Annotated in this window: 22 protein-coding genes; 10 read left to right on the top strand and 12 right to left on the bottom strand. The window is 58.9% G+C overall.

The features are described from left to right. Window positions 1-127 precede the first annotated feature (127 nt). Window positions 128-409: a ribbon-helix-helix domain-containing protein gene (locus tag AC1PUL_RS03000; RefSeq protein ID WP_480466554.1), complete on the bottom strand. Its 282-nt coding sequence runs from the start codon at window positions 407-409 to the stop codon at window positions 128-130. Between the two features lie 104 nt (window positions 410-513). On the opposite strand from AC1PUL_RS03000, the gene AC1PUL_RS02995 reads away from it, so the two are divergent. Together AC1PUL_RS02995 and AC1PUL_RS02990 are read left to right on the top strand one after the other, a co-directional pair. Then, on the top strand, window positions 514-726 hold the full coding sequence (locus AC1PUL_RS02995) for a hypothetical protein (protein WP_480466553.1): 213 nt from the start codon (window positions 514-516) through the stop codon (window positions 724-726). A gap of 1,743 nt (window positions 727-2,469) precedes the next feature. Continuing rightward, window positions 2,470-2,805 (top strand): hypothetical protein, encoded by a 336-nt coding sequence (locus AC1PUL_RS02990; protein ID WP_480466552.1) that lies wholly within the window; start codon window positions 2,470-2,472, stop codon window positions 2,803-2,805. A gap of 177 nt (window positions 2,806-2,982) precedes the next feature. On the opposite strand, the gene AC1PUL_RS02985 is transcribed toward AC1PUL_RS02990, so the two are convergent. Genes AC1PUL_RS02985 through AC1PUL_RS02970 form a run of 4 tightly spaced genes read right to left on the bottom strand, consistent with a single transcriptional unit; the run spans window position 2,983 to window position 8,046 of the window. Then, window positions 2,983-3,537, bottom strand: coding sequence for a sarcosine oxidase subunit gamma (locus AC1PUL_RS02985; protein ID WP_480466551.1), 555 nt, complete (start codon window positions 3,535-3,537; stop codon window positions 2,983-2,985). A 10-nt stretch (window positions 3,538-3,547) separates the two neighbouring features. Next, window positions 3,548-6,505 (bottom strand): sarcosine oxidase subunit alpha family protein, encoded by a 2,958-nt coding sequence (locus AC1PUL_RS02980; RefSeq protein ID WP_480466550.1) that lies wholly within the window; start codon window positions 6,503-6,505, stop codon window positions 3,548-3,550. Beyond that, window positions 6,502-6,783 (bottom strand): sarcosine oxidase subunit delta, encoded by a 282-nt coding sequence (locus AC1PUL_RS02975; RefSeq protein ID WP_480466549.1) that lies wholly within the window; start codon window positions 6,781-6,783, stop codon window positions 6,502-6,504. The genes AC1PUL_RS02980 and AC1PUL_RS02975 overlap by 4 nt, the downstream gene beginning before the upstream one ends. A 9-nt stretch (window positions 6,784-6,792) precedes the next feature. Further along, a complete protein-coding gene (locus AC1PUL_RS02970) occupies window positions 6,793-8,046 on the bottom strand; it encodes a sarcosine oxidase subunit beta family protein (RefSeq protein ID WP_480466548.1) in 1,254 nt (417 codons plus the stop codon). Between the two features lie 219 nt (window positions 8,047-8,265). Between AC1PUL_RS02970 and cysQ the strand changes: the two genes are divergently transcribed. Beyond that, window positions 8,266-9,060, top strand: a complete 795-nt coding sequence (cysQ, locus tag AC1PUL_RS02965; protein ID WP_480466547.1) for a 3'(2'),5'-bisphosphate nucleotidase CysQ — start codon at window positions 8,266-8,268, stop codon at window positions 9,058-9,060. Between the two features lie 132 nt (window positions 9,061-9,192). Continuing rightward, window positions 9,193-10,218: a DUF2793 domain-containing protein gene (locus AC1PUL_RS02960; RefSeq protein WP_480466546.1), complete on the top strand. Its 1,026-nt coding sequence runs from the start codon at window positions 9,193-9,195 to the stop codon at window positions 10,216-10,218. A 68-nt stretch (window positions 10,219-10,286) separates the two neighbouring features. Here the strand turns inward: AC1PUL_RS02960 and AC1PUL_RS02955 are convergent, their stop codons facing one another. Further along, window positions 10,287-11,027, bottom strand: a complete 741-nt coding sequence (locus AC1PUL_RS02955; RefSeq protein WP_480466545.1) for a LuxR C-terminal-related transcriptional regulator — start codon at window positions 11,025-11,027, stop codon at window positions 10,287-10,289. Between the two features lie 127 nt (window positions 11,028-11,154). On the opposite strand from AC1PUL_RS02955, the gene AC1PUL_RS02950 reads away from it, so the two are divergent. Next, window positions 11,155-11,334 (top strand): hypothetical protein, encoded by a 180-nt coding sequence (locus AC1PUL_RS02950; protein WP_480466544.1) that lies wholly within the window; start codon window positions 11,155-11,157, stop codon window positions 11,332-11,334. 96 nt (window positions 11,335-11,430) lie between these two features. Next, window positions 11,431-11,706 carry a CtrA inhibitor SciP gene (gene sciP, locus AC1PUL_RS02945; protein WP_006725852.1) on the top strand — a complete coding sequence of 92 codons (276 nt, stop codon included), beginning with the start codon at window positions 11,431-11,433 and terminating at the stop codon, window positions 11,704-11,706. An 82-nt stretch (window positions 11,707-11,788) separates the two neighbouring features. Here sciP and AC1PUL_RS02940 read toward each other — a convergent pair whose 3' ends face one another. Continuing rightward, window positions 11,789-12,274, bottom strand: coding sequence for a paraquat-inducible protein A (locus AC1PUL_RS02940; RefSeq protein ID WP_480466543.1), 486 nt, complete (start codon window positions 12,272-12,274; stop codon window positions 11,789-11,791). Window positions 12,275-12,363: 89 nt separating this feature from the next. Here AC1PUL_RS02940 and AC1PUL_RS02935 point away from each other — a divergent pair, with 89 nt between their 5' ends. After that, a complete protein-coding gene (locus AC1PUL_RS02935; RefSeq protein ID WP_480466542.1) occupies window positions 12,364-12,648 on the top strand; it encodes a GNAT family N-acetyltransferase in 285 nt (94 codons plus the stop codon). A 98-nt stretch (window positions 12,649-12,746) separates the two neighbouring features. Here the strand turns inward: AC1PUL_RS02935 and AC1PUL_RS02930 are convergent, their stop codons facing one another. Together AC1PUL_RS02930 and AC1PUL_RS02925 are read right to left on the bottom strand one after the other, a co-directional pair. Then, the gene (locus tag AC1PUL_RS02930) at window positions 12,747-13,097 is read right to left on the bottom strand and encodes a hypothetical protein (RefSeq protein ID WP_054148339.1); all 351 of its coding nucleotides are present in this window, start codon (window positions 13,095-13,097) and stop codon (window positions 12,747-12,749) included. Window positions 13,098-13,244: 147 nt separating this feature from the next. After that, window positions 13,245-13,499: a hypothetical protein gene (locus AC1PUL_RS02925; RefSeq protein ID WP_480466541.1), complete on the bottom strand. Its 255-nt coding sequence runs from the start codon at window positions 13,497-13,499 to the stop codon at window positions 13,245-13,247. A gap of 33 nt (window positions 13,500-13,532) precedes the next feature. On the opposite strand from AC1PUL_RS02925, the gene ctrA reads away from it, so the two are divergent. Further along, the gene (gene ctrA / locus AC1PUL_RS02920; protein WP_099058674.1) at window positions 13,533-14,234 is read left to right on the top strand and encodes a response regulator transcription factor CtrA; all 702 of its coding nucleotides are present in this window, start codon (window positions 13,533-13,535) and stop codon (window positions 14,232-14,234) included. 170 nt (window positions 14,235-14,404) lie between these two features. Here ctrA and AC1PUL_RS02915 read toward each other — a convergent pair whose 3' ends face one another. Both AC1PUL_RS02915 and chpT read right to left on the bottom strand, forming a co-directional pair. Continuing rightward, the gene (locus AC1PUL_RS02915; protein WP_480466540.1) at window positions 14,405-14,767 is read right to left on the bottom strand and encodes a response regulator; all 363 of its coding nucleotides are present in this window, start codon (window positions 14,765-14,767) and stop codon (window positions 14,405-14,407) included. Between the two features lie 113 nt (window positions 14,768-14,880). Next, window positions 14,881-15,525 carry a histidine phosphotransferase ChpT gene (gene chpT, locus AC1PUL_RS02910; protein WP_480466539.1) on the bottom strand — a complete coding sequence of 215 codons (645 nt, stop codon included), beginning with the start codon at window positions 15,523-15,525 and terminating at the stop codon, window positions 14,881-14,883. Between the two features lie 191 nt (window positions 15,526-15,716). Between chpT and AC1PUL_RS02905 the strand changes: the two genes are divergently transcribed. After that, window positions 15,717-16,304 carry a DUF1134 domain-containing protein gene (locus AC1PUL_RS02905; RefSeq protein WP_480466538.1) on the top strand — a complete coding sequence of 196 codons (588 nt, stop codon included), beginning with the start codon at window positions 15,717-15,719 and terminating at the stop codon, window positions 16,302-16,304. Window positions 16,305-16,461: 157 nt separating this feature from the next. Then, window positions 16,462-17,634 carry a hypothetical protein gene (locus tag AC1PUL_RS02900; protein ID WP_480466537.1) on the top strand — a complete coding sequence of 391 codons (1,173 nt, stop codon included), beginning with the start codon at window positions 16,462-16,464 and terminating at the stop codon, window positions 17,632-17,634. Window positions 17,635-17,670: 36 nt separating this feature from the next. On the opposite strand, the gene AC1PUL_RS02895 is transcribed toward AC1PUL_RS02900, so the two are convergent. Continuing rightward, window positions 17,671-18,504 (bottom strand): TrmH family RNA methyltransferase, encoded by an 834-nt coding sequence (locus tag AC1PUL_RS02895; protein ID WP_480466536.1) that lies wholly within the window; start codon window positions 18,502-18,504, stop codon window positions 17,671-17,673. Window positions 18,505-18,509 lie beyond the last annotated feature (5 nt).

Genomic DNA, 18,509 nt, shown 5'->3' with positions numbered 1-18,509 from the left:
ACAGCGGGTGTTCTGTGGGCGGCGTGGGGAAGCACCTCAGAGTTCAAGCTGCTGGCCTTCAGGATATAGCGATAGATTGCGCGAAGATCGTTTTCAGCCGCAGGCATCAGCCGAACGGCATAGCGCTTCACCGAACTTGACCTTCGGTTCTACCCATAAACGCGTCGAGGTCAGCGAAAGCATCGTCGAGCGAACGGGCGAAGGCTGGATCAGCCCTGTAGGCATCATAGACCGGCGCTACATCGTCTCGTAGCCAGCGCTCGATCTCAAGGTCCTTTTCAACAAGGGCCCTCAACCCTTCCGCCACGACATCGACTTCGTTGCCAAATTCGCCCGACGCGACCTTGGCACGGACGAGGTCGGCCATGTCATCAGGCAATGTGATGGTCAGCGAACGGGTTTTGGGCATGCGACACAACTTTTCCTCCATCACCCATATGACATCGGCAAATCCAGAGAAACAGCAGGCAACGGATCCTTTACAAGACCTCCATAAATCGCAAAGATTGTACCATGAAAACAGGACAACAAAGTGGAGCGTCGACCTTCCTCGCACTAGTTGCCGCGATCCGGCAATGGGCGGCATCGCTGACTGCGAGCCATAGCTTTATTCATGCCACGACGGGCTCGAACATCGAGGCGACGGACAGGCTGATGAAGGCGGCGGGAGCGAAATTGCTAGGTGGGCATATGTGGTTTGAACTCAACGACAGAAAATGCCCATGATCAAAAATCTGCATTACTATGTCCTAACCTTCGCATTGTCTTCAACGATCATCTTATACAATATTTTATTTGTTTCATGCAAATTTGGATTTATTGAACACGATATAAAGCTCGCTTGGCCACGCATAAATCAGCTTGAAACCGTGTCTTCGTGCTCTGGCACGACAATATACTATGCATTAATGTCTATGTATATAGCATATCCTGCCCTTATTATATTTTTATTTATTAATAGATTATATTCAATAAATAGTTTTACAAAATTAAATGAAGAAAAACGTTGTAAACTAATTTTATCCGCTTTATTTGTTTTCATTTTTTTAATGACCTTGATCCTCCCTGCCTATCCCGAGAACACCGGAAGAGGCGGATTGCTTTTTAATACTTCACTTATCGTGCAGGTTGTTGGTTTGTTGAGTTTTTGTTTTTTGTTTCTTGTAGCAGCTATTTTCGGATTGGATGCTAGAAAGCGGGGGCCAACGTAGTGGCCAGAACTTTGTCAATCACTCAAGAGCTTGGGACCGAGAAGTCTCCTGTGTGGTTTCAGGAAGTTATCGGCCTAACTGTCTACGCAATATCGGAGTTGATATAGCCATTAGTGGGGAAGCGCTTTGGGGCTAAATTTGGCGTGGGAGTGACGTCGACTACAGCTTCAATCAATGCTTTGAAACCGTTGCCAATAGGCGACTTCACTGCATGCGAGCCATCGCGTTCCTCATGTCACGACTGGCTCAAACATTAAGGCGACGGACAGGCTGATGAAGGCGGTAGCAGCAAGGTTAGTTGGTGGGGCTTATAGAGTTAAGCCGCCCTTTTTTCTGTTTAGCACGATCGAACGGACAGGGAGGGGGCCACTTGACCGGCATGGCTAAGGCGCAGACCTATAATAAACCACGCAAATAGGTGATTCATGGATAGCGTGCTTAGCCTCAGGCGCTGCCATACGGCTATGTTGTGTAAACCATTCAAGAGTACAAAACTTAACATCACTCTGGCTCTGGCCATTTGCATGCTTTCCTTGCAGCCAGCCCTTGGGGACGAAAGGCTATTCAGATTTGCAAAAGTTAACGACCCAAACGATTTTGCTAGCTTTAGGGGCGCAATCGTAAACATTATCATGACCTGTTACGAAAAGCCTCCTCAGGAGATTGAAGATCGCTGCCGAGCGGCAGACTTTGGCTCCCTTCAAAGCTCCGTCTTCAGAATTGTCGGGGCGAAACCTCCCCAGCCCCAGGGCTTAAATGTGATCTTCACCAAGACCCCACTGTCCAGAAGGGGCATGAACATCCACGATATAAGTAGCTCATGCAGCTATTCTGATGGCCAATACAAAATAGTGTATGTCGACAAAGACGTCGAAAAGGACAAACTAGAGAATTGTATATTCCAAGCTACTCTGAAATTCCTTGGCTTTAACATCCCTTCCGAAGAAAATGGACGCACGGATTCAGATTTTTTCGGCCAAATCCTCAGTCATTACACGGTTTCAAGTATAAGGAGGCCAAATTCGGAATAATAGGGATGTCTTTGTCTTGCCGGAGTCGGGAATATTGCCGACGGACAGATTCGCGAAGGCGTCAGGCGCGAAGGTTGTAGGTGGATCTTATGTGGTTTGCACAAATTAATCCCAGTGCGTGGAAAAAATAATTCCCCGAACGTCGTAATCTTGATGCCTTTCTACAAATCGAATAATTTGCACATGAAGGATGAAAAATATTGATTTTTATCAATAAGGATCCGATCTTGCTGAACGCGCTTCTGTTTCCAACAATAATTGTACTGAAGATGCATTTCAGAAGATTTTATATCGTAGATATTTTTGTAGGATTTTCTTTAACCGTGTTGCTCGCCATTTCCCATGCATATTTTGAGTATTTATTTGCCGGTTACGGATATATATTTTATGTTATTTATCCACCATTTGCAGTATTGTCGCTATTTTTATTATTTCCAATGATGGCCTTAGTAGCTTTGCACACTGAAATATTGTGGAATTTGCTCGAAATTACAAAGCTATTTGGCATGCCTGATGGCTTTCTTCGAAATAAGCTTATTGGCTGGATAAACAAGAGAAAATAGGGGGCAGGCAATGGGTAGTAAGTTTGAAATGGGCGGTACAGTTAGCGGTGGATACAGCAATCTGTACGAGGACAGTCACGGAAAGGTGGACATTACTTACAGCCCAAGCATTACGTTCCCGATGGCTACGCTCGAAGGCGCGTGGAACCATTCCAATTTCAGGTAGTGCCTGCCCCCCTACCCCGCAAACCCCGCCGTCAGCGCAAACTCCCGCCCCATCTCCCGAACCTCGTCGAACAGGAAACCCGCAAAGCTGCGCATGACGATGATCTCGAATGCGTCCTGCCCCGTGCGGGCGAGGTTGGCGCCGACATGGCAGATCTGGCAGTTGCTCGACTGACCGATCTCGAACAGGTCAGCATGCAGGTCGAGCGCCGTGCATTTGGCGAGGATCGCCCGGACCTTCGGCCCCTGAATGCGCAGCACCACGCGACCGTCGCTCTGGTCGACGAACGAGGCGCGGCTCGCCCCGAGTTCGGCAAGTTGCCGGGCGATGGTGTCGGCTGCCACCGCCTCGCTGACGACAAGCCATTCGCCCGGTCCGCAGACGCGGACATGCACATCTTCGACATTGGTCAGTGCTTCGTCGATATCGGCCTCGTCGCCCGGATGGGCGAGCACCGAGAACACGGAGACGGCCCGCAGGATGGCGAGATGATGGGGGTTCGGCGTCGCTTCGAAACCGGAAATGTGGTCCTCGAGCACGTGACGGGCGGCATAGGTCACCGGCATGGCAGGATCCTCACAGGTTCAGTTTCTTGTTGTCGGGGTCGTAGAAGACGGGGCTGACGACCTCGGCCAGCACTTCCGAACCGCGCAGGCCGTCCCAGACGACCACCTTCTCGCCCAGCCGCTCGCGGCCGGATTTCAGGAAGGCAAGGCCAATCGTGTGGCCGAGCGTCGGCGAATGGCAGACGGATGACACCCAGCCCTGGTCATTCAGCGTCGACGGCTTGACGTTTTCCTTCAGCAAATGCGCACCGGCGGCGAAGCTCTTGTCGCGTTCGACGGGCTTCAGGCCCACGAGCTGCGGACGATCGGCGGCGGTCAGGCCGAAACGGCTCGACAGCCGCTTGCCGATGAAGTCAGGCTTCTGCGTCGAGAACATCTTGCCCAGACCGACATCGTCGGGCGTCGTGCGCCCGTCGATTTCGCTGTGGGTGATGAAGCCCTTTTCGATGCGCAGCACGTTGAGCGCCTCGACGCCGTAAGGGCAGATGCCATGCGGCTTGCCGGCGGCCATGATCGCATCGGCGACAGCTTCGCCGTAATTGGCGGGCACTGCCACTTCAAAGGCGAGTTCGCCGGAAAAGGAGATGCGGAAAAGCCGCGCCTTCAAGCCTCCCTTGAGCAGCACTTCGCGCGCCGAAAGGAAGGGGAAGGCCTCGTTGGAGATATCGTCCTCAATGATCTGCTCGAGGATGATCCGCGCCTTCGGCCCCGCGACCGACATCTGCGCCCACTGATCGCTGGAGGAGACGAAGCGGACGTCGAGATCCGGCCAGAGAACCTGGGAGCAGAATTCCAGATGCGTCATCACCTCGCCGGCATAGGCCGTCGTCGTGGTCATGAAGAAATGCTCGTCCGAGAAGCGGCTCGTCGTGCCGTCGTCGTAGATCATCCCGTCTTCGCGCAGCATCAGCCCATAGCGCGCCTTGCCGACCGGCAGCTTCAGGAAGGCATTGGAATAGACGCGGTTCAGGAATTCCGCGGCATCCTTGCCGAAGATCTCGATCTTGCCGAGCGTCGAGACATCGCAGATGCCGGCATTGGCCCTGATATTCAGCACTTCCCGGTCGACCGCCTCGCGCCAGGTCTTCTCGCCATCGCGCGGAAACCAGGAGGAGCGATACCAGAGGCCGGATTCGACGAAGACGGCGCCGTTTTTCTTTGCCCAGCCATGCAGCGGCGAGGTGCGCACGGGCCGCGAGTGTTCGCCGCGCGAGGTGCCCGCCATGGCGCCGAAGGAAACGGGCGTGTAGAAGGGCCGGAAGGTGGTGGTCCCAATCTCGGCCGGAGATACGCCACGCATGCCGGCCATGATGCCGATGGTGGCGACATTGCCGAGCTTGCCCTGATCGGTCGCCATGCCGCCGGTGGTGTAGCGCTTGGTGTGCTCGACATGGCCCATGGCCTCGCGCTGGGCAAGGCTCAGGTCCTTCACATGCACGTCGTTCTGGAAGTCGACGAAGGCCTTGGACTTGGCGCCCGGCACATACCAGAGCGGCGCGAAGGAGGCGTCGAATTCACCCTCGACTTGCGGAACGTCGACCGTGCCGACGAGCCGACCGAGATCACCGATCGCCTCATGCGCCTTGTCCGCACCATCGCGCAGAACGGCAGCAAGCGAGGCATGACCGGCAGCCGAGCCGGCGATCCGAAGCCCCTGCCCGACATCGGGCGCCAGGAAGGCCTGATGCTCGTCCGACCAGGTTGGCTTGGCGCCGCGCTGGCAGGCGAGATGCACGATCGGGCTATAGCCGCCGCTCATCGCCAGCGCATCGCAGGCGATCTCTTCCTGATGGCCGACGCGTTCGGCGATCAGCCCCTTGATCCGGTAATACCCCTTGGTGTCGACAACGGAGCCGCCCCTGATCACCCGCACGCCGGAGGGCCCAACATCAGACGAGTGTGTCCGCCCGTCGATGATGGCCGCAACGCCGACACCGGCAGCGACAAGATCGGCCGCCGTGCGATAACCCGCGCCGCCATTGGTGAAGATCGCGACGTTCTGGCCGGCGGCCACACCGTAGCGATTGAGATAGGTCCTGATGGCACCCGAGGTCATCACACCGGGCCTGTCGTTTCCGCCGAAGACCAGCGGTCGTTCCTCAGCGCCGGATGCCAGGATCGCCCGCTTGGCGACGATGCGCCAGACACGCTCGACCGGCAGATCGCCCGAAGGTTGGGCGACATGTTTCTGCACCTTTTCGACGGCGCCGAAGACATTGTCGTCATACCAGCCGAACACGGTGGTGCGCGGCATCAGCGTGACATTGGAAAGGCTCTTCAGCTCCTCGACGACGGAGGCTGCATACTCGGCCGCCGGCACGCCACCGACGCTGACGCGCTCGGAAAGCAGCGAACCACCCAGCCTGAACCCTTCGTCCGCCAGAATGACGCGCAGCCCCGCCCGCGCCGCAGCCCGCGCCGCCATCAACCCGGCCGGGCCGGCGCCGATCACCAGGAGGTCGCAATGCGCCCATGCCTTTTCGTAGCGATCGGGATCGGCGATGAACGGCGTCTTGCCGAGGCCGGCGGCTTTCCGGATGATCGGCTCATAGAGCTTTTCCCAGAAGGCCTTCGGCCACATGAAGGTCTTGTAGTAGAAGCCGGCCGAGAGAAATGGCGACAACAGGCTGTTGACCGCGCCGATATCGTATTTCAGCGACGGCCAGCGGTTCTGGCTGTTGGCTTCGAGCCCCTGATAGAGCTCGGCAACGGTTGCCCGCGTGTTCGGCTCGGTCCGACCGTCCTTGCCGATCGTGACAAGTGCATTCGGCTCTGCCGAGCCCGCCGTCACGATGCCGCGCGGACGGTGATACTTGAACGAGCGCCCGACGAGCAGCTGGTCATTGGCGATCAGCGCAGAGGCCAGCGTGTCGCCCTCATAGCCCGTATAGGTCTCGCCATCGAACGAGAAGGAGATGGTGCGGGCGCGGTTGACGAGCCCGCCGGAGGAAAGCCTGAAACCACTCATCGTGCGGCCTCCTTGGCGTATTCACTCGCATCGGTCACGCTATAGACCTCATGGCTCGACGCATTGTCGCGCTCGACGACAAGCCAGCGCCGGCAACCGGCGGTGTGATGCCAGTGCTCGATGATCCGGCCCTTCGGATTGTCGCGGATGAAAACATAACGATACCAGGCATCGTCGGGTGCACCGGGCGCCGGGCGAACCGGGCTCGCGTCACCGCGAATGCTGAACTCTTCCTTGGGACGAACGCCGCAATGCGGACAGGTGATCAGGCTTGCCATGGCGATGTCTCAATGCAGGTTCGGTTGTGGACCCTTGCCGCCTTCGTCGACGGCAAAACCGCGCTCGAAGCGATCAAGGCGCAAGAGGCGGGCCACGGGATGGGCCTCGTTCTTGGCAATCAGATGGGCAAAGCAGAAGCCGGACGCCGGCGTCGCCTTGAAGCCGCCATAACACCAGCCGCAATTCAGGTAGAGATTGTCGATCGGCGTGCGGTCGATGATCGGCGAGCCGTCCATCGACATGTCCATGGCGCCACCCCAGGCGCGCAGTACGCGAACCCTGGACAGGCCGGGGATTAGCGACACGCCCTCCTCGATCGTATGCTCGACGGTCGCGAGATTACCGCGCTGGGCATAGGACGAATAGTAGTCGATGTCGGCCCCGAAGACCAAACCGCCCTTGTCGGACTGCGAGATGTAGAAATGTCCCGCACCATAGGTGATGACATTGTCGATCACGGGCTTGATGCCTTCCGAGACGAAGGCCTGTAGCACATGCGTCTCGATCGGCAGGTCGAGCCCGGCCATCTTGCCGGTCACGGATGTATGGCCGGCGGTGGCGAGCGCCAGCTTGTTGCAGCCGATGAAGCCCTTGGTCGTCTCGACGCCCGTCACCTGGCCAAGTTCGTCGCGGCGGATGCCGGTCACTTCACAATGCTGGATGAGATCCACGCCGCGCTCGTCCGCACCGCGTCCATAACCCCAGGCAACCGCATCATGGCGGGCCGTACCGCCGCGTCGCTGCAGCAAACCGCCCATGATCGGGAAGCGCGCATGGTCGAAATTGAGATAGGGCATCATGGAGCGTACCTGCTCGCGGTCGAGCAGTTCGGCCTTCACCCCATGCATCATCATCGCATTGCCGCGCCGCGCATAGGCATCGCGCTGGCCGTCGGTATGGAAGAGATTGACGATGCCGCGCTGCGAGACCATGGCATTGTAGTTGAAGTCCTGTTCCAGGCCTTCCCACAGCTTCATGGAGAATTCATAGAAGGGCTCGTTGCCTTCGAGCATATAGTTGGAGCGGATGATCGTCGTGTTGCGCCCGACATTGCCACCGCCGAGATAGCCCTTCTCGATCACGGCGACATTGGTGATGCCGAATTCCTTGGCCAGATAATAGGCCGTGGAAAGGCCGTGCCCGCCACCGCCGACGATGATCACATCGTAATGCGGTTTCGGCTGCGGCTCGCGCCACATCGGCGCCCAGTTCCGGTTGCCGGAAAGCGCCTGGCGGAAGATCGAAAGGGCGGAATAACGCATCGAACAACCTCTGCAAATGTCGCGTCACATTCGCATAGGCATCACAAAGAGCAAGCGCGATCAGGACAAAATGTGTGCTGTTTGAGACATGCGACAAAGGTTTGATCGCAGTGCAGCACAGAAACATCACGCGCTGGCAAGACCTCGCGACATCATGCACTTCCAAAGCGCCGGAGACAGGTCTAAACCGGAGAGGATGTGATCGGGAGCCCGGTTCAGGTGCGTGACAGGCAGGACATTCTGAAGCTTTTCGAGGAAAGCGCGATCGCCGCTGGCCGCGTGATCCTCGACATTTACAAGGCCGGCGCCGAGGTGCGTCTGAAAGGCGACAAGTCGCCCGTCACGGAGGCAGACGAAGCCGCCGAACGGCTGATCCTCGATGCACTCTCCCGTGACCTGCCCGATATTCCCGTGGTCGCCGAAGAAGAAGTCGCCGCCGGCCGCATTCCAGACGTGAGCGGCAGGCCCTTTATCCTCGTCGATCCGCTCGACGGCACGCGCGAATTCATCGGCGGCCATGACGACTTTACCGTCAACATCGCGCTGATCGAAAACGGCGTTCCGGTCCTCGGCGTGGTGCATGCGCCGGCCTTCCACACGCTTTATCTGGGTGGCGCCGGCAGGGCCGAGAAGGTGAAGCTCGATGAGGCGGATGCCGAAATCGCGCGCATGCCGATTGCGGCGCGGCCAAAGGGCGCCTCGCCTTCGGCCCTCGTCTCCCGCTCGCACAATTGCGATGCGACGGACGCCTATATCCGCAAAGCGGCGATCATGGAGCGCAAGACCGTCGGCTCCTCGCTGAAATTCTGTCTGGTCGCGGAAGGCGCGGCCGACCTCTACCCCCGCTTCAGCCCGACCATGGAATGGGATACGGCTGCAGGCGATGCGGTCCTGAGAGCCGCCGGCGGCATGGTATCGACCGAAGACGGCGCACCGCTCACCTATGGCAAACGCCTGCCCGGCCTGCGCGCCTTCGAAAACCCGGCCTTCCTGGCCACGGGCCGCCCCGCCTGAGGGGGATGACTTTCGAAGAAAACTCCATGATTTCAAAGGGAACATAGGATTTTCATCCCCCACCTTCCGGCATGATCGAGACTGGCTCCTTCAATCCGCGCTGCCCTGGCAGCCGAACACGAAGGAGAGACCATGACCGACACAACCGCCAACCTCGCCCTGCCCTTCATCCTCCCGGCACAGGCGCAGAAACACGTCACCCACAATGAAGCGCTGCAGCGCCTGGATGCGCTGGTCCAGCTGGTCGTCGCCGGCAGCGCGACAAACCCGCCTGAAAATCCGCAGGAGGGCGAGATCCATCGGGTCACGACTCCGGCGACCGGCCTTTGGACGGGGCATGCCGGACAACTCGCCCTGCTTCAGGACGGTATCTGGGTCTTCATAACACCCAGGATTGGCTGGCACGCCGTCTTCCCAGACGAGGAGAGGCTCAAGATTTTCGACGGTACAGACTGGATCGTTCCGCCACTTGTTGCCGAGGCTCGATTCGAACGGCTCGGCATCGCCGCGGATGCCGACAGCTATAACCGTCTTTCGATCTCGTCGCCGGCCATCCTGCTGAACCACGCCGGCGATAGCCATCGGCTGACCATCAACAAGGCGGGCACGGCAGAAACTGCCAGCATAATCTTCCAGTCGAACTGGCAGGGCCGCGCCGAAATGGGCCTGGCGGGCGAGGATCGTTTTTCGTTGAAAGTGAACGGCGATGCCACAGGCTGGCGCCAGGCCCTGAGCGTCACGCCAGAAGGTCATGTCCGCCACGACCAGCGACCGCTGGCCCGTGCAGCTCTGGCAGCTTCGACACTGACACCTGCGGCCGACAGCTTCACCGGCTTCGACGATCTGCATCTGTCGGGTGGCGACATAACCCTCGGCACCCCGCTGGCCTCGGGCCATGGTCGGCCAATCGTGGTGCCGGTATCCGGATACTATCTGCTGTCGCTTAACGTCTCCGCCGTCAGTACCAGCACCCACACGGTCCATGTCAGCCGAAACGGCACCGCCGATATCATCAGCCAGGTCGGGGGTGCGGGGACCGCGAGCACGGTCGCTTTGGTGTGGCTGGACGCCGGTGACACCCTGGCACTGCGGCATGAAGGCACCATCCAGTACCAGTTCGGCTACGGCAAGACCGAACTTTGCCTCGCCTTTCTCTGAGCGCCGAAACGACGAAGGGCGCCATGCTCAAGATGGCGCCCTTCGTCAGCAGAGAATGCCGCGGCGTGTCAAAGCAGCCGGTAGCGGCAGGCACGGGCGACCGCCTGCATGCGGTTAACCGCCTCGAGTTTGCGCATGGCGCTTTTGAGGTAACTGACGACGGTATGGCTCGAAATATCGAGAATGATGGCAATCTCGTCGCTGCTCTTGCCGGCAGCAGACCAGCGAAGACATTCGACTTCGCGTGCTGAGAGCTTTTCTTTCGGTCCGAAGCGCGGCACCAAAGCATCGACACCCGCGTCGAGAAGCTCCATGGCGCTCAGCTGCAGATCTGCAATTTCCTGCCGATCCGGGGCATCGTCGCGCCCCGAAAACACCAGGATATAAGGCGTCTGGTTCCGGTCCTGCAGAGTGAGAACCAAGGAGGCCCGGAACTCAAACTGCTGGAAGAGCGGAGAGAGAGGCTGCCGCGCTTCAGCCCCTGTGGTGCCAAGAAAGAGATTATCCTGGGTGAACATCGGCAGGATGGACTGCTTGACCCGGCTCACCAGCATGCTTCCAGCATAGACATCGGCCGCCTCATAGGCGAGCCGCAGCTCGTCCGGCCAGGTACACAGGATCATATTGGCCGAAAACTCGGGGCTGTCAGCCTTGGGAACGCGTGCGAGAAGGCAGTGGCGGAAACCGTGGCGACGGCCAAGCGCCGAGAACTCGCGACCCCACGGGCCCGCATTCAGCGCCTCGCTGCAAAAAACGGCATCACGGTCACCAAGATCGTGACTGGGCGTCACATCAGTTGGCCTGAACATAAAACTCCTTTCGACCGGATCTTCATCCGATCGGGATTTCGCATGTTTATGGACATTATGACGTTCCATCTTGGAACGAATATCAGGCGGGCCTGTCGCCGGTCTTGCGGCACCGAAGGAAACCGCGATGATCGACAGCCGCCTATGCGATCAACGTGTTGATCGCGGCATTTCGATTGATGGCGGTCGTATGCCACAAGTACAGAGCACGCACCAGCCGCGTGCCTCGCATAACACCTATGCAAATGCTGCAAGTTTAATCAACTTGGATCGAATCCGCCGAATCTCGCAGGCGGGCGATCCGTAAAAATTATTATCAAATGCTTACAATGGGCTTAGGCAAATTTTAAAGCATCGGTCCTAGAGTGAGGGTGTGTGGTCTTGAGTTTGTATAGAGAGTCCAATGACCGAAATGATCCGCCCACGAGTGAAATATGTCATCGGCCCCGATGGCAGCCCCCTAACGATTGCCGATCTTCCGCCGGCCAATACGCGCCGCTGGGTGATCCGCCGCAAGGCTGAGGTTGTCGCGGCTGTGCGTGGTGGCCTGTTGAGCCTCGAAGAAGCCTGTGAACGCTACACTCTGACGGTCGAGGAATTCCTCTCCTGGCAGTCCTCCATCAACGATCACGGCCTACCCGGCCTGCGCACCACCCGTATTCAGCAATATCGCCATTAGTCCATTTTGGTGCCGGTTCCGCCGGCACGAATTGAATTGCATCAGACCCATACCTGAACCGGCACGGCCCCGCCTGCCGGTTTCATGTTTTTCGGTCGAGCGCGCGGGAATTCAGACCGCTTAACGCAGCAACAGCAAGGCTCGATCCTGCATAGAACCAAAGACCTGGCTGCGTGAAAGCCTGAGCAAGACCGCTGGTCTTGGTCGCAAAGATCACGATGGCGACCAGCAACACATCCATCATCGACCATTTCGACAGCACCGGCACCAGACGGTAAAGCGCGCCCTGCCCCGCCTGCGGCGCACCCGCCATGAGCTCGGCCGTGACAAGCAGCAGCTTGGCCAGGGGAAAGACGATCGAGACAAGGCCGACGAGGAGCGCCAGCAGTCGGTCCCCTTCTGCCCAGAGAGATGCGATCACCTGAACCAGCGAGGCATCGGTGGAAAAGACGTAGAAACTCTCGAACCGCATCAAAGGCAGCGTTGCGCCAAGCGCGAAAGATGCAGCGGCTGCAACGAGGAGGAACGCCTTCAACCAGACGAGCAAGATGGTTCCTTCCATGCACATCGAACAGACCGTATGCGGCCAACGGCGTTGCCCCTTGAGGAAGGCCAATGTTAATCAGAACCACAAGAACGCGGCAACAGGAGGCGAGAATGCAGATCAGAAGCGAAGAGGCAGGATCCGGCGGGCGCTATGTGCTTCATATCGACGGGATCGATGAGCCGGCGGTCATGACCTATTCCCGCGCGTCGGCCACGCTGATCATCGTCGACCATACGGAAGTCCCCGGCGCGATGCGGGGCAAGGGTGCGGGCCAGGCACTCGCCGAACACGCCGTTGCGGAAGCCCGCAAGGGCGGCTGGAAGATCATCCCCCTCTGCCCCTTCATGAAGTCGCAGATGGACCGACACCCCGATTGGAACGACGTGCGCAAGTAAACAGCGCCAAAAAGGCGCGAAAAACGAACGAAGGCGGACGGAGGATTGCCCTCGCCCGCCTTCCATTTCGAAATCTCAACCAGACTGAATCGTGAAACTCAGGCCCGGACACGCATCTGGCCATCGCGCTCTTCGAGAGCTGCAGCCTTCTGGTATTCCGCTTCAGCCTCTTCCAACGCCAGTTCTGCCGCTTCCTGCTGGACCTTCAGTTCCCGGATAGAGACCTGGAGATTGTCCGCGCGCTGGCGAGCTGCCTTGGCGAAGGTGGGATAGGCGAAATGATTGGGATCGGTGATGCCCGATTTCTTTTCCTCGATGCCGATCTGAGCCTCAAGCTCCTTCGCCATCCGTTCGAACTCCGACATCATAGACTGCAACTGCTGCAATTGCCGACGCTTTTCGGTAACCTGAAATCCCTTCAGGCGTACCAGGCTCTCACGCGACTTCATACGCAATACTCCCGTGATGCGAGACCCCCCGCCACACTTGCTACTCAACACGCCCGCCACCGATTCGTCCAAAAAAAGTCCGCGGCGTTAACAAAAACCTACCTTTGGTAACCTTTCGTTTACGGGCATCGTTAATGATAAGGCCGATCACTTAAGGGTCAGTAAATGCCAGAGCCCGAAAAGAGCTCCTGACAATGATGAGTCAAATGAATCGGTTACGGGGTTTTCCTGAGGCGCTGATTCAGGTGTGGCGATGACCGGAAACACATGAAGAATCAGGAGGCTGATATCTTTGCTTAATAAATTCGATACGCCTTGCCAGAGGGAATCAGAATTTGTTAACCAATTGGTGGCAGCCTTCAAATCAGGCAACGACTGGATCCGTATCGCGTAGGGGGCCATCTTGACCTTTCGGCGGCGGTAAAGGGGATAAATATGCGGGTTCTACTCATTGAAGACGATAGCGCGACGGCGCAGAGCATCGAATTGATGCTCAAGTCGGAGAGCTTCAACGTCTACACTACCGATCTCGGCGAAGAAGGTGTCGACCTCGGTAAGCTCTACGACTACGACATCATTCTGCTCGACCTGAACCTGCCCGATATGTCCGGTTACGAGGTGCTGCGTACCCTTCGCCTGTCCAAGGTGAAAACGCCCATCCTGATCCTTTCCGGCATGGCGGGCATCGAAGACAAGGTCCGCGGTCTCGGCTTCGGCGCCGACGACTACATGACCAAGCCGTTCCACAAGGACGAGCTGGTTGCGCGCATTCATGCGATCGTCCGTCGTTCCAAGGGCCATGCCCAGTCGATCATCATCACCGGCGAGCTGATCGTGAACCTCGACGCCAAGACTGTCGAAGTCGGCGGCCAGCGCGTTCACCTGACCGGCAAGGAATACCAGATGCTGGAGCTGCTTTCGCTCCGCAAGGGTACCACGCTGACCAAGGAAATGTTCCTCAACCACCTCTATGGTGGCATGGACGAGCCGGAACTGAAGATCATCGACGTCTTCATCTGCAAGCTGCGCAAGAAGCTCGCAAACGCCGCCGGCGGCGCCAACTATATCGAGACCGTCTGGGGTCGCGGCTATGTCCTGCGCGAGCCGGATGGCTCGGAATACATGGAAACGGCATAAGCCCAGATCCAATCCCCTTCCAAGAGGCCCGCGTCCTGGACGCGGGCCTCTTGCATTTCGGGATCTCAAAGGCCGCATTCAGGCAGACTGAGCAGCGTCCGCTTGGCAAAACGGAAAAGGCGGCGCCTGGGGCACCGCCTTGTCAAACTGGGTTCAGCTTTGGAATGCAATCAAGCCGCGATGGCGTCGCCACCAAAGGTCTTCGTCAGGATGGCGCGATCAAACGGCTTGAGCAGGAAATCGCTCGCGCCAGCACGCTTACCGGCCATCATCACCTTCAGCTCGGCCTCCACGACGCAATAATAGATCTTCACGGCCTTGCCTTCGGGCAGCGCGCGAACGTTGGAGATAAGGTTGAGCGCATCATCCAGACCGGCATCGACAATCATCACGTCCGGCAGCTCGCGCTCACACCGCGACAGGGCCTCGCGTCCGGAAGAGGCCTCCGTGACTTCATAGCCCAACTCCGACAGGATTTTTTTGCCGACCTTGCGAACGATGTCCGAGCCGTCTGCGATCATCAAGCGCTTCATGGCCAACTCCCCTCCCCGCCATCGGGGATCTGAAATTCGTAAACCACCATAGCGCGCGCCGCCTAAGGAAAGGTTACCGGGAGCGTCGTTTTCACGTCCCGGTTTGACACGGCTCAGGAGACAACTTCAGCGGTAAACGCGATCTCGCCTTCGCTGGGCAGGCATTTCAGTTCCATGCCGCATTCCTCAGCGAGCAAAACGGTATAATAGGGCTGGATCGAATGCGCATCGACGGCCTCTTCCAGGTGACCGGACAGGATCTCCTGGTATTTCGGCGGCACGCGCAGCATGCGCCCCTTGGCGACGATCTTGAATTTTGCATCCGTCTCCGGATTTTCCAGGAAAATGTCGAGCGAGCCGCCGCGCGGGATGGCGCCATAGGCCACCAGGAACAGGTTCAACAGAAGCTTCACCCGGTTCTTGGCGATGATGGCGCGCGGCCCATTCCACGAGACTTCCGTCTTCTTTTCCGCCAGCGCGAAATCTTTGGCTGCCTTTTCCGCCTCGCCGGTATCGATCGAGGCCCCGACAGAACCGGAAGCGCCAAAGGCAAGACGGGCGAACTTCAATCGGACCGAGGCATTGAGAGCACTGGTGCGGATGAGGTCCATCGCATCCGCGTCCGCACCGCCTTCATCCAGAAGCTCAAGGCCGTTGTTAATCGCACCGACGGGCGAGATGACGTCGTGGCAGACGCGGCTGCAGAGAAGCGCAGCAAGGTCGGGACCTGCAAGCGTGAGGTTGGGGTTCTTCGCCATGGTCGTCTCCAGAGAATGTGGACGCTTAAGCGCAACTGGCGGACATGCGTCCGCAGGCCGCGACTTGGTCGGATGCCGTTCGGCCATAATGACACCATATTTGGTAAACCGATTATTAAGACGATGCTCGCTAGGTTTATTTACCCCCAAGGAAGATGCCGAATCCATCGGCTTCGCATTTAGGAGGCACCATGCGTCACCTGCCCCACCGCTCCCTGTCGCTTCTGCGGTCACTCGTCGTGGCCGTTCTCGCAACGCTCAGCCTTGTTGCGGTCCAGCGCCCCGTCGAGGCGGCTGGCGAATATTCGATCCAGGAAGTGGTCGATGCGGGCCATGGCTTTTTCGGTGAAACCAGCGGCGCACTCGCCAAGGTCATCGAGCAAGCCTTCGAACAATACGGCCTGCCGAACGGCTACATCCTTGGCCAGGAAGGCTCCGGCGCCCTGATCGCTGGCCTGACCTATGGCGAGGGCACGCTCTACACCAAGAATGTCGGCCAGCATGACGTCTTTTGGCAGGGTCCGTCGCTCGGAATCGACTACGGCGGCAACGGCACCCGGACGATGATGCTCGTGTATGATCTGCCGGATGTCGACACGCTTTATGCCCGCTACGGCGGCATCAGCGGCTCGGCCTATATCGTCGCCGGCGTCGGCATGACGGTGCTCAAGAGCCGGGACGTGATCCTGGTACCGATCCGCACCGGCATTGGCGCCCGCCTCGGTGTCAACGTGGGCTATCTCAAACTCACGCGCACGCCCACCTGGAACCCTTTCTGAGGGAAAGCGAGCCTCGTTCAGGCTGAAGCAAGCTCGATCTGCTCTGTCGTTAGCCATATTGGTTGAAGGATGGCGCTCGTCGGGCTGTTCTGCTTGCCCGGCGCCGATGCGCATGCTTAACTATATCCTAATGCTCTCTTAGTGCTATGGCGCGGTCGTGATTGAATACAGCCTGATTTTCGCGATGGGTTTTATGGCGGCGGCGCTGCTGGCGATGCTTATTGCGCCGGCGGTGCATCAGCGCATCGTTCGCTACACCGAGAACCGGCTGAAGGCGACCATGCCGCTCAGCCCGCAGGAGATCCGTGCCCAGAAGGACATGGTCCGGGCGCTCTACGCTGCGGAAAATGCCAGAACGCAGCACGAGCTCAGCCGCGAACGCGAAAAATCGATCGCACTTAACTTCAAGAATGAAACGCTCAGCAACGACGCAGCGCGCCTCGTTGCCGAGACGAAAGATCTGAAGGTCCAGATCGAGGAGATGAGCACGGAAGCCGCAGATCTCCGCTCACGTCTGCGTCGCGGCGATGTGGAGATCACCTCACTGCGTGAGACGCTGAAGCGCGTTGAGATCGCAGCAGCGGCCAAGGATGTCGAGCTAGAAAACCGCACCGCCCGCATGACGCGCCTCCTGACGGACATGGACACGATGCGGATCGAGGCAATGAGCCGCGACACCGAAATCGACAACCTGAAGACCCGCATCCTCGGAATGCGCGACGAACGCGAGGAACTGCGCCGCGAGAACAAGCTTCTCGCCAAGCGCGCCAAGGACGCCGAACTTCGCCTGGCGCAGGAAGAACACAAGGTCATCAGGCTCGAAGACACGCTCGCCCGCGACGCGGCGGAGCGCGCCGACACCGGATCGCTGCTCGACCGGCGGACGCGCGAACTGAACGATGCACGGACGAAGCTCAAGCGCGCCAATGCCCAGCTCCGGGAAGCCCAGCGCACGCTGCGGGAAGCCGGCCTCGCCCTGCCCGAGACGAAAGACATGACCATGCCCGAAGACGAGATTGCCAATTCCAACCGTGCCACAGACACGGCAGCGCTTGAAATCGACATCCGCCGCAGCCAGACAGCGCTGACAGAGCGTCTGCTGAAGGCCAAGGCATCGGCGGAAGACGATGCACTTCGGGAAGAACTTGGCGACATCGCCGCGAAGATGATCATCCTGACCGCCGCTCGGGAAGGTGAGCAGACTGTGATCAGCGATCTCATCTCGCCGCAATCAAAGGGCGCCGACAAGCCGAAGAGCCTGGTTGATCGCGTGCTCGCCATGGACCCATCGATCGGTCGCAGCTCCGGCATGGCAACACCGGCCGAATAAGAAACCACAACACGATCGGACGACGGACGCTCGGCTCTAACCAAGACGCCCCATGGCGCGGGCGATGGCGTAGAGGGCGATACCGCTCGCGGTGCCCACATTCAGGCTGTCGAGACCGGGAGCCTGGGCGATCCGCGCAGAACGGAAACGGGCGAGAATTGCGGCCGGCAGCCCCTCCCCTTCGGTCCCCATGACCAGAGCCACGCGTCGGCCCGGTGCAATCGCCCCGATTTCGACCGTTCCGGACGGCGAAAGCGCCCAGATCTCGAAGCCCGACTGCGCCAGCGTACCCAGCACATCTTCAGCACGCCCCTGCCGGGCATAGGGCACTGTGAGCACCGAGCCCACGGACACGCGCAGCGCCTTTCGGTAGAGTGGATCACAGCAAGTTTCGTCCAGAAGAACCGCATCAGCCGTAAACCCGGCAGCGTTGCGAAACAGCGCACCGACATTGTCGTGGTTGGAGATGCCGCAGCCGACCAGCACAAGCGCGGCCTCAGGCAGATCAGCGATCAGTTCGTAGAGATCGGGCGGCGCCGCACGGCGACCAAGCGCCAGCACGCCTCGGTGCAGATGAAAACCGGCGATCGCATCGAGCACAGCAGCCTCGGCGACATAGACGGGGACCTCGACCGGAAACTGCGCAAGCAAGTCGGAAAGCACGGCCACGCGGTTTTTTAGCAAGAGAAGCTTTTCCGCCCTGACAGCTCCGGCCTTGCCATGCGCCTTGGCCAGCATAGAAAGCACGACCGTGCCCTCGGCGACGAACTGTCCGTGACGACCTGTCAGGTCCCGCTCGCGGATCGAGCTGAATTCGGCAATCCTCGGATCGCCGGGATCGGTGATCTCGATGAGACGGGCGGGCTCCACGGCCT

This window comes from Rhizobium sp. P43, assembly GCF_056730705.1.
The sequence above is the reverse complement of the archived record's forward strand: the minus strand, read 5'-3'. Positions and strand labels throughout refer to the sequence as shown.

What these genes read in the sequence shown, in the direction of transcription:
- AC1PUL_RS02905 (WP_480466538.1), top strand. Translation starts at nt 15,717, where the DNA reads ATGCGTCACCTGCCCCACCGCTCCCTGTCGCTTCTGCGGTCACTCGTC.
- AC1PUL_RS02915 (WP_480466540.1), bottom strand. Translation starts at nt 14,767, where the DNA reads ATGAAGCGCTTGATGATCGCAGACGGCTCGGACATCGTTCGCAAGGTC.
- AC1PUL_RS02970 (WP_480466548.1), bottom strand. Translation starts at nt 8,046, where the DNA reads ATGCGTTATTCCGCCCTTTCGATCTTCCGCCAGGCGCTTTCCGGCAAC.
- AC1PUL_RS02940 (WP_480466543.1), bottom strand. Translation starts at nt 12,274, where the DNA reads ATGTGCATGGAAGGAACCATCTTGCTCGTCTGGTTGAAGGCGTTCCTC.
- ctrA (WP_099058674.1), top strand. Translation starts at nt 13,533, where the DNA reads ATGCGGGTTCTACTCATTGAAGACGATAGCGCGACGGCGCAGAGCATC.
- sciP (WP_006725852.1), top strand. Translation starts at nt 11,431, where the DNA reads ATGACCGAAATGATCCGCCCACGAGTGAAATATGTCATCGGCCCCGAT.
- AC1PUL_RS02960 (WP_480466546.1), top strand. Translation starts at nt 9,193, where the DNA reads ATGACCGACACAACCGCCAACCTCGCCCTGCCCTTCATCCTCCCGGCA.
- AC1PUL_RS02975 (WP_480466549.1), bottom strand. Translation starts at nt 6,783, where the DNA reads ATGGCAAGCCTGATCACCTGTCCGCATTGCGGCGTTCGTCCCAAGGAA.
- AC1PUL_RS02980 (WP_480466550.1), bottom strand. Translation starts at nt 6,505, where the DNA reads ATGAGTGGTTTCAGGCTTTCCTCCGGCGGGCTCGTCAACCGCGCCCGC.
- AC1PUL_RS02995 (WP_480466553.1), top strand. Translation starts at nt 514, where the DNA reads ATGAAAACAGGACAACAAAGTGGAGCGTCGACCTTCCTCGCACTAGTT.
- AC1PUL_RS02955 (WP_480466545.1), bottom strand. Translation starts at nt 11,027, where the DNA reads ATGTTCAGGCCAACTGATGTGACGCCCAGTCACGATCTTGGTGACCGT.
- AC1PUL_RS03000 (WP_480466554.1), bottom strand. Translation starts at nt 409, where the DNA reads ATGCCCAAAACCCGTTCGCTGACCATCACATTGCCTGATGACATGGCC.
- AC1PUL_RS02985 (WP_480466551.1), bottom strand. Translation starts at nt 3,537, where the DNA reads ATGCCGGTGACCTATGCCGCCCGTCACGTGCTCGAGGACCACATTTCC.
- AC1PUL_RS02935 (WP_480466542.1), top strand. Translation starts at nt 12,364, where the DNA reads ATGCAGATCAGAAGCGAAGAGGCAGGATCCGGCGGGCGCTATGTGCTT.
- AC1PUL_RS02930 (WP_054148339.1), bottom strand. Translation starts at nt 13,097, where the DNA reads ATGAAGTCGCGTGAGAGCCTGGTACGCCTGAAGGGATTTCAGGTTACC.
- AC1PUL_RS02925 (WP_480466541.1), bottom strand. Translation starts at nt 13,499, where the DNA reads ATGGCCCCCTACGCGATACGGATCCAGTCGTTGCCTGATTTGAAGGCT.
- AC1PUL_RS02950 (WP_480466544.1), top strand. Translation starts at nt 11,155, where the DNA reads ATGATCGACAGCCGCCTATGCGATCAACGTGTTGATCGCGGCATTTCG.
- chpT (WP_480466539.1), bottom strand. Translation starts at nt 15,525, where the DNA reads ATGGCGAAGAACCCCAACCTCACGCTTGCAGGTCCCGACCTTGCTGCG.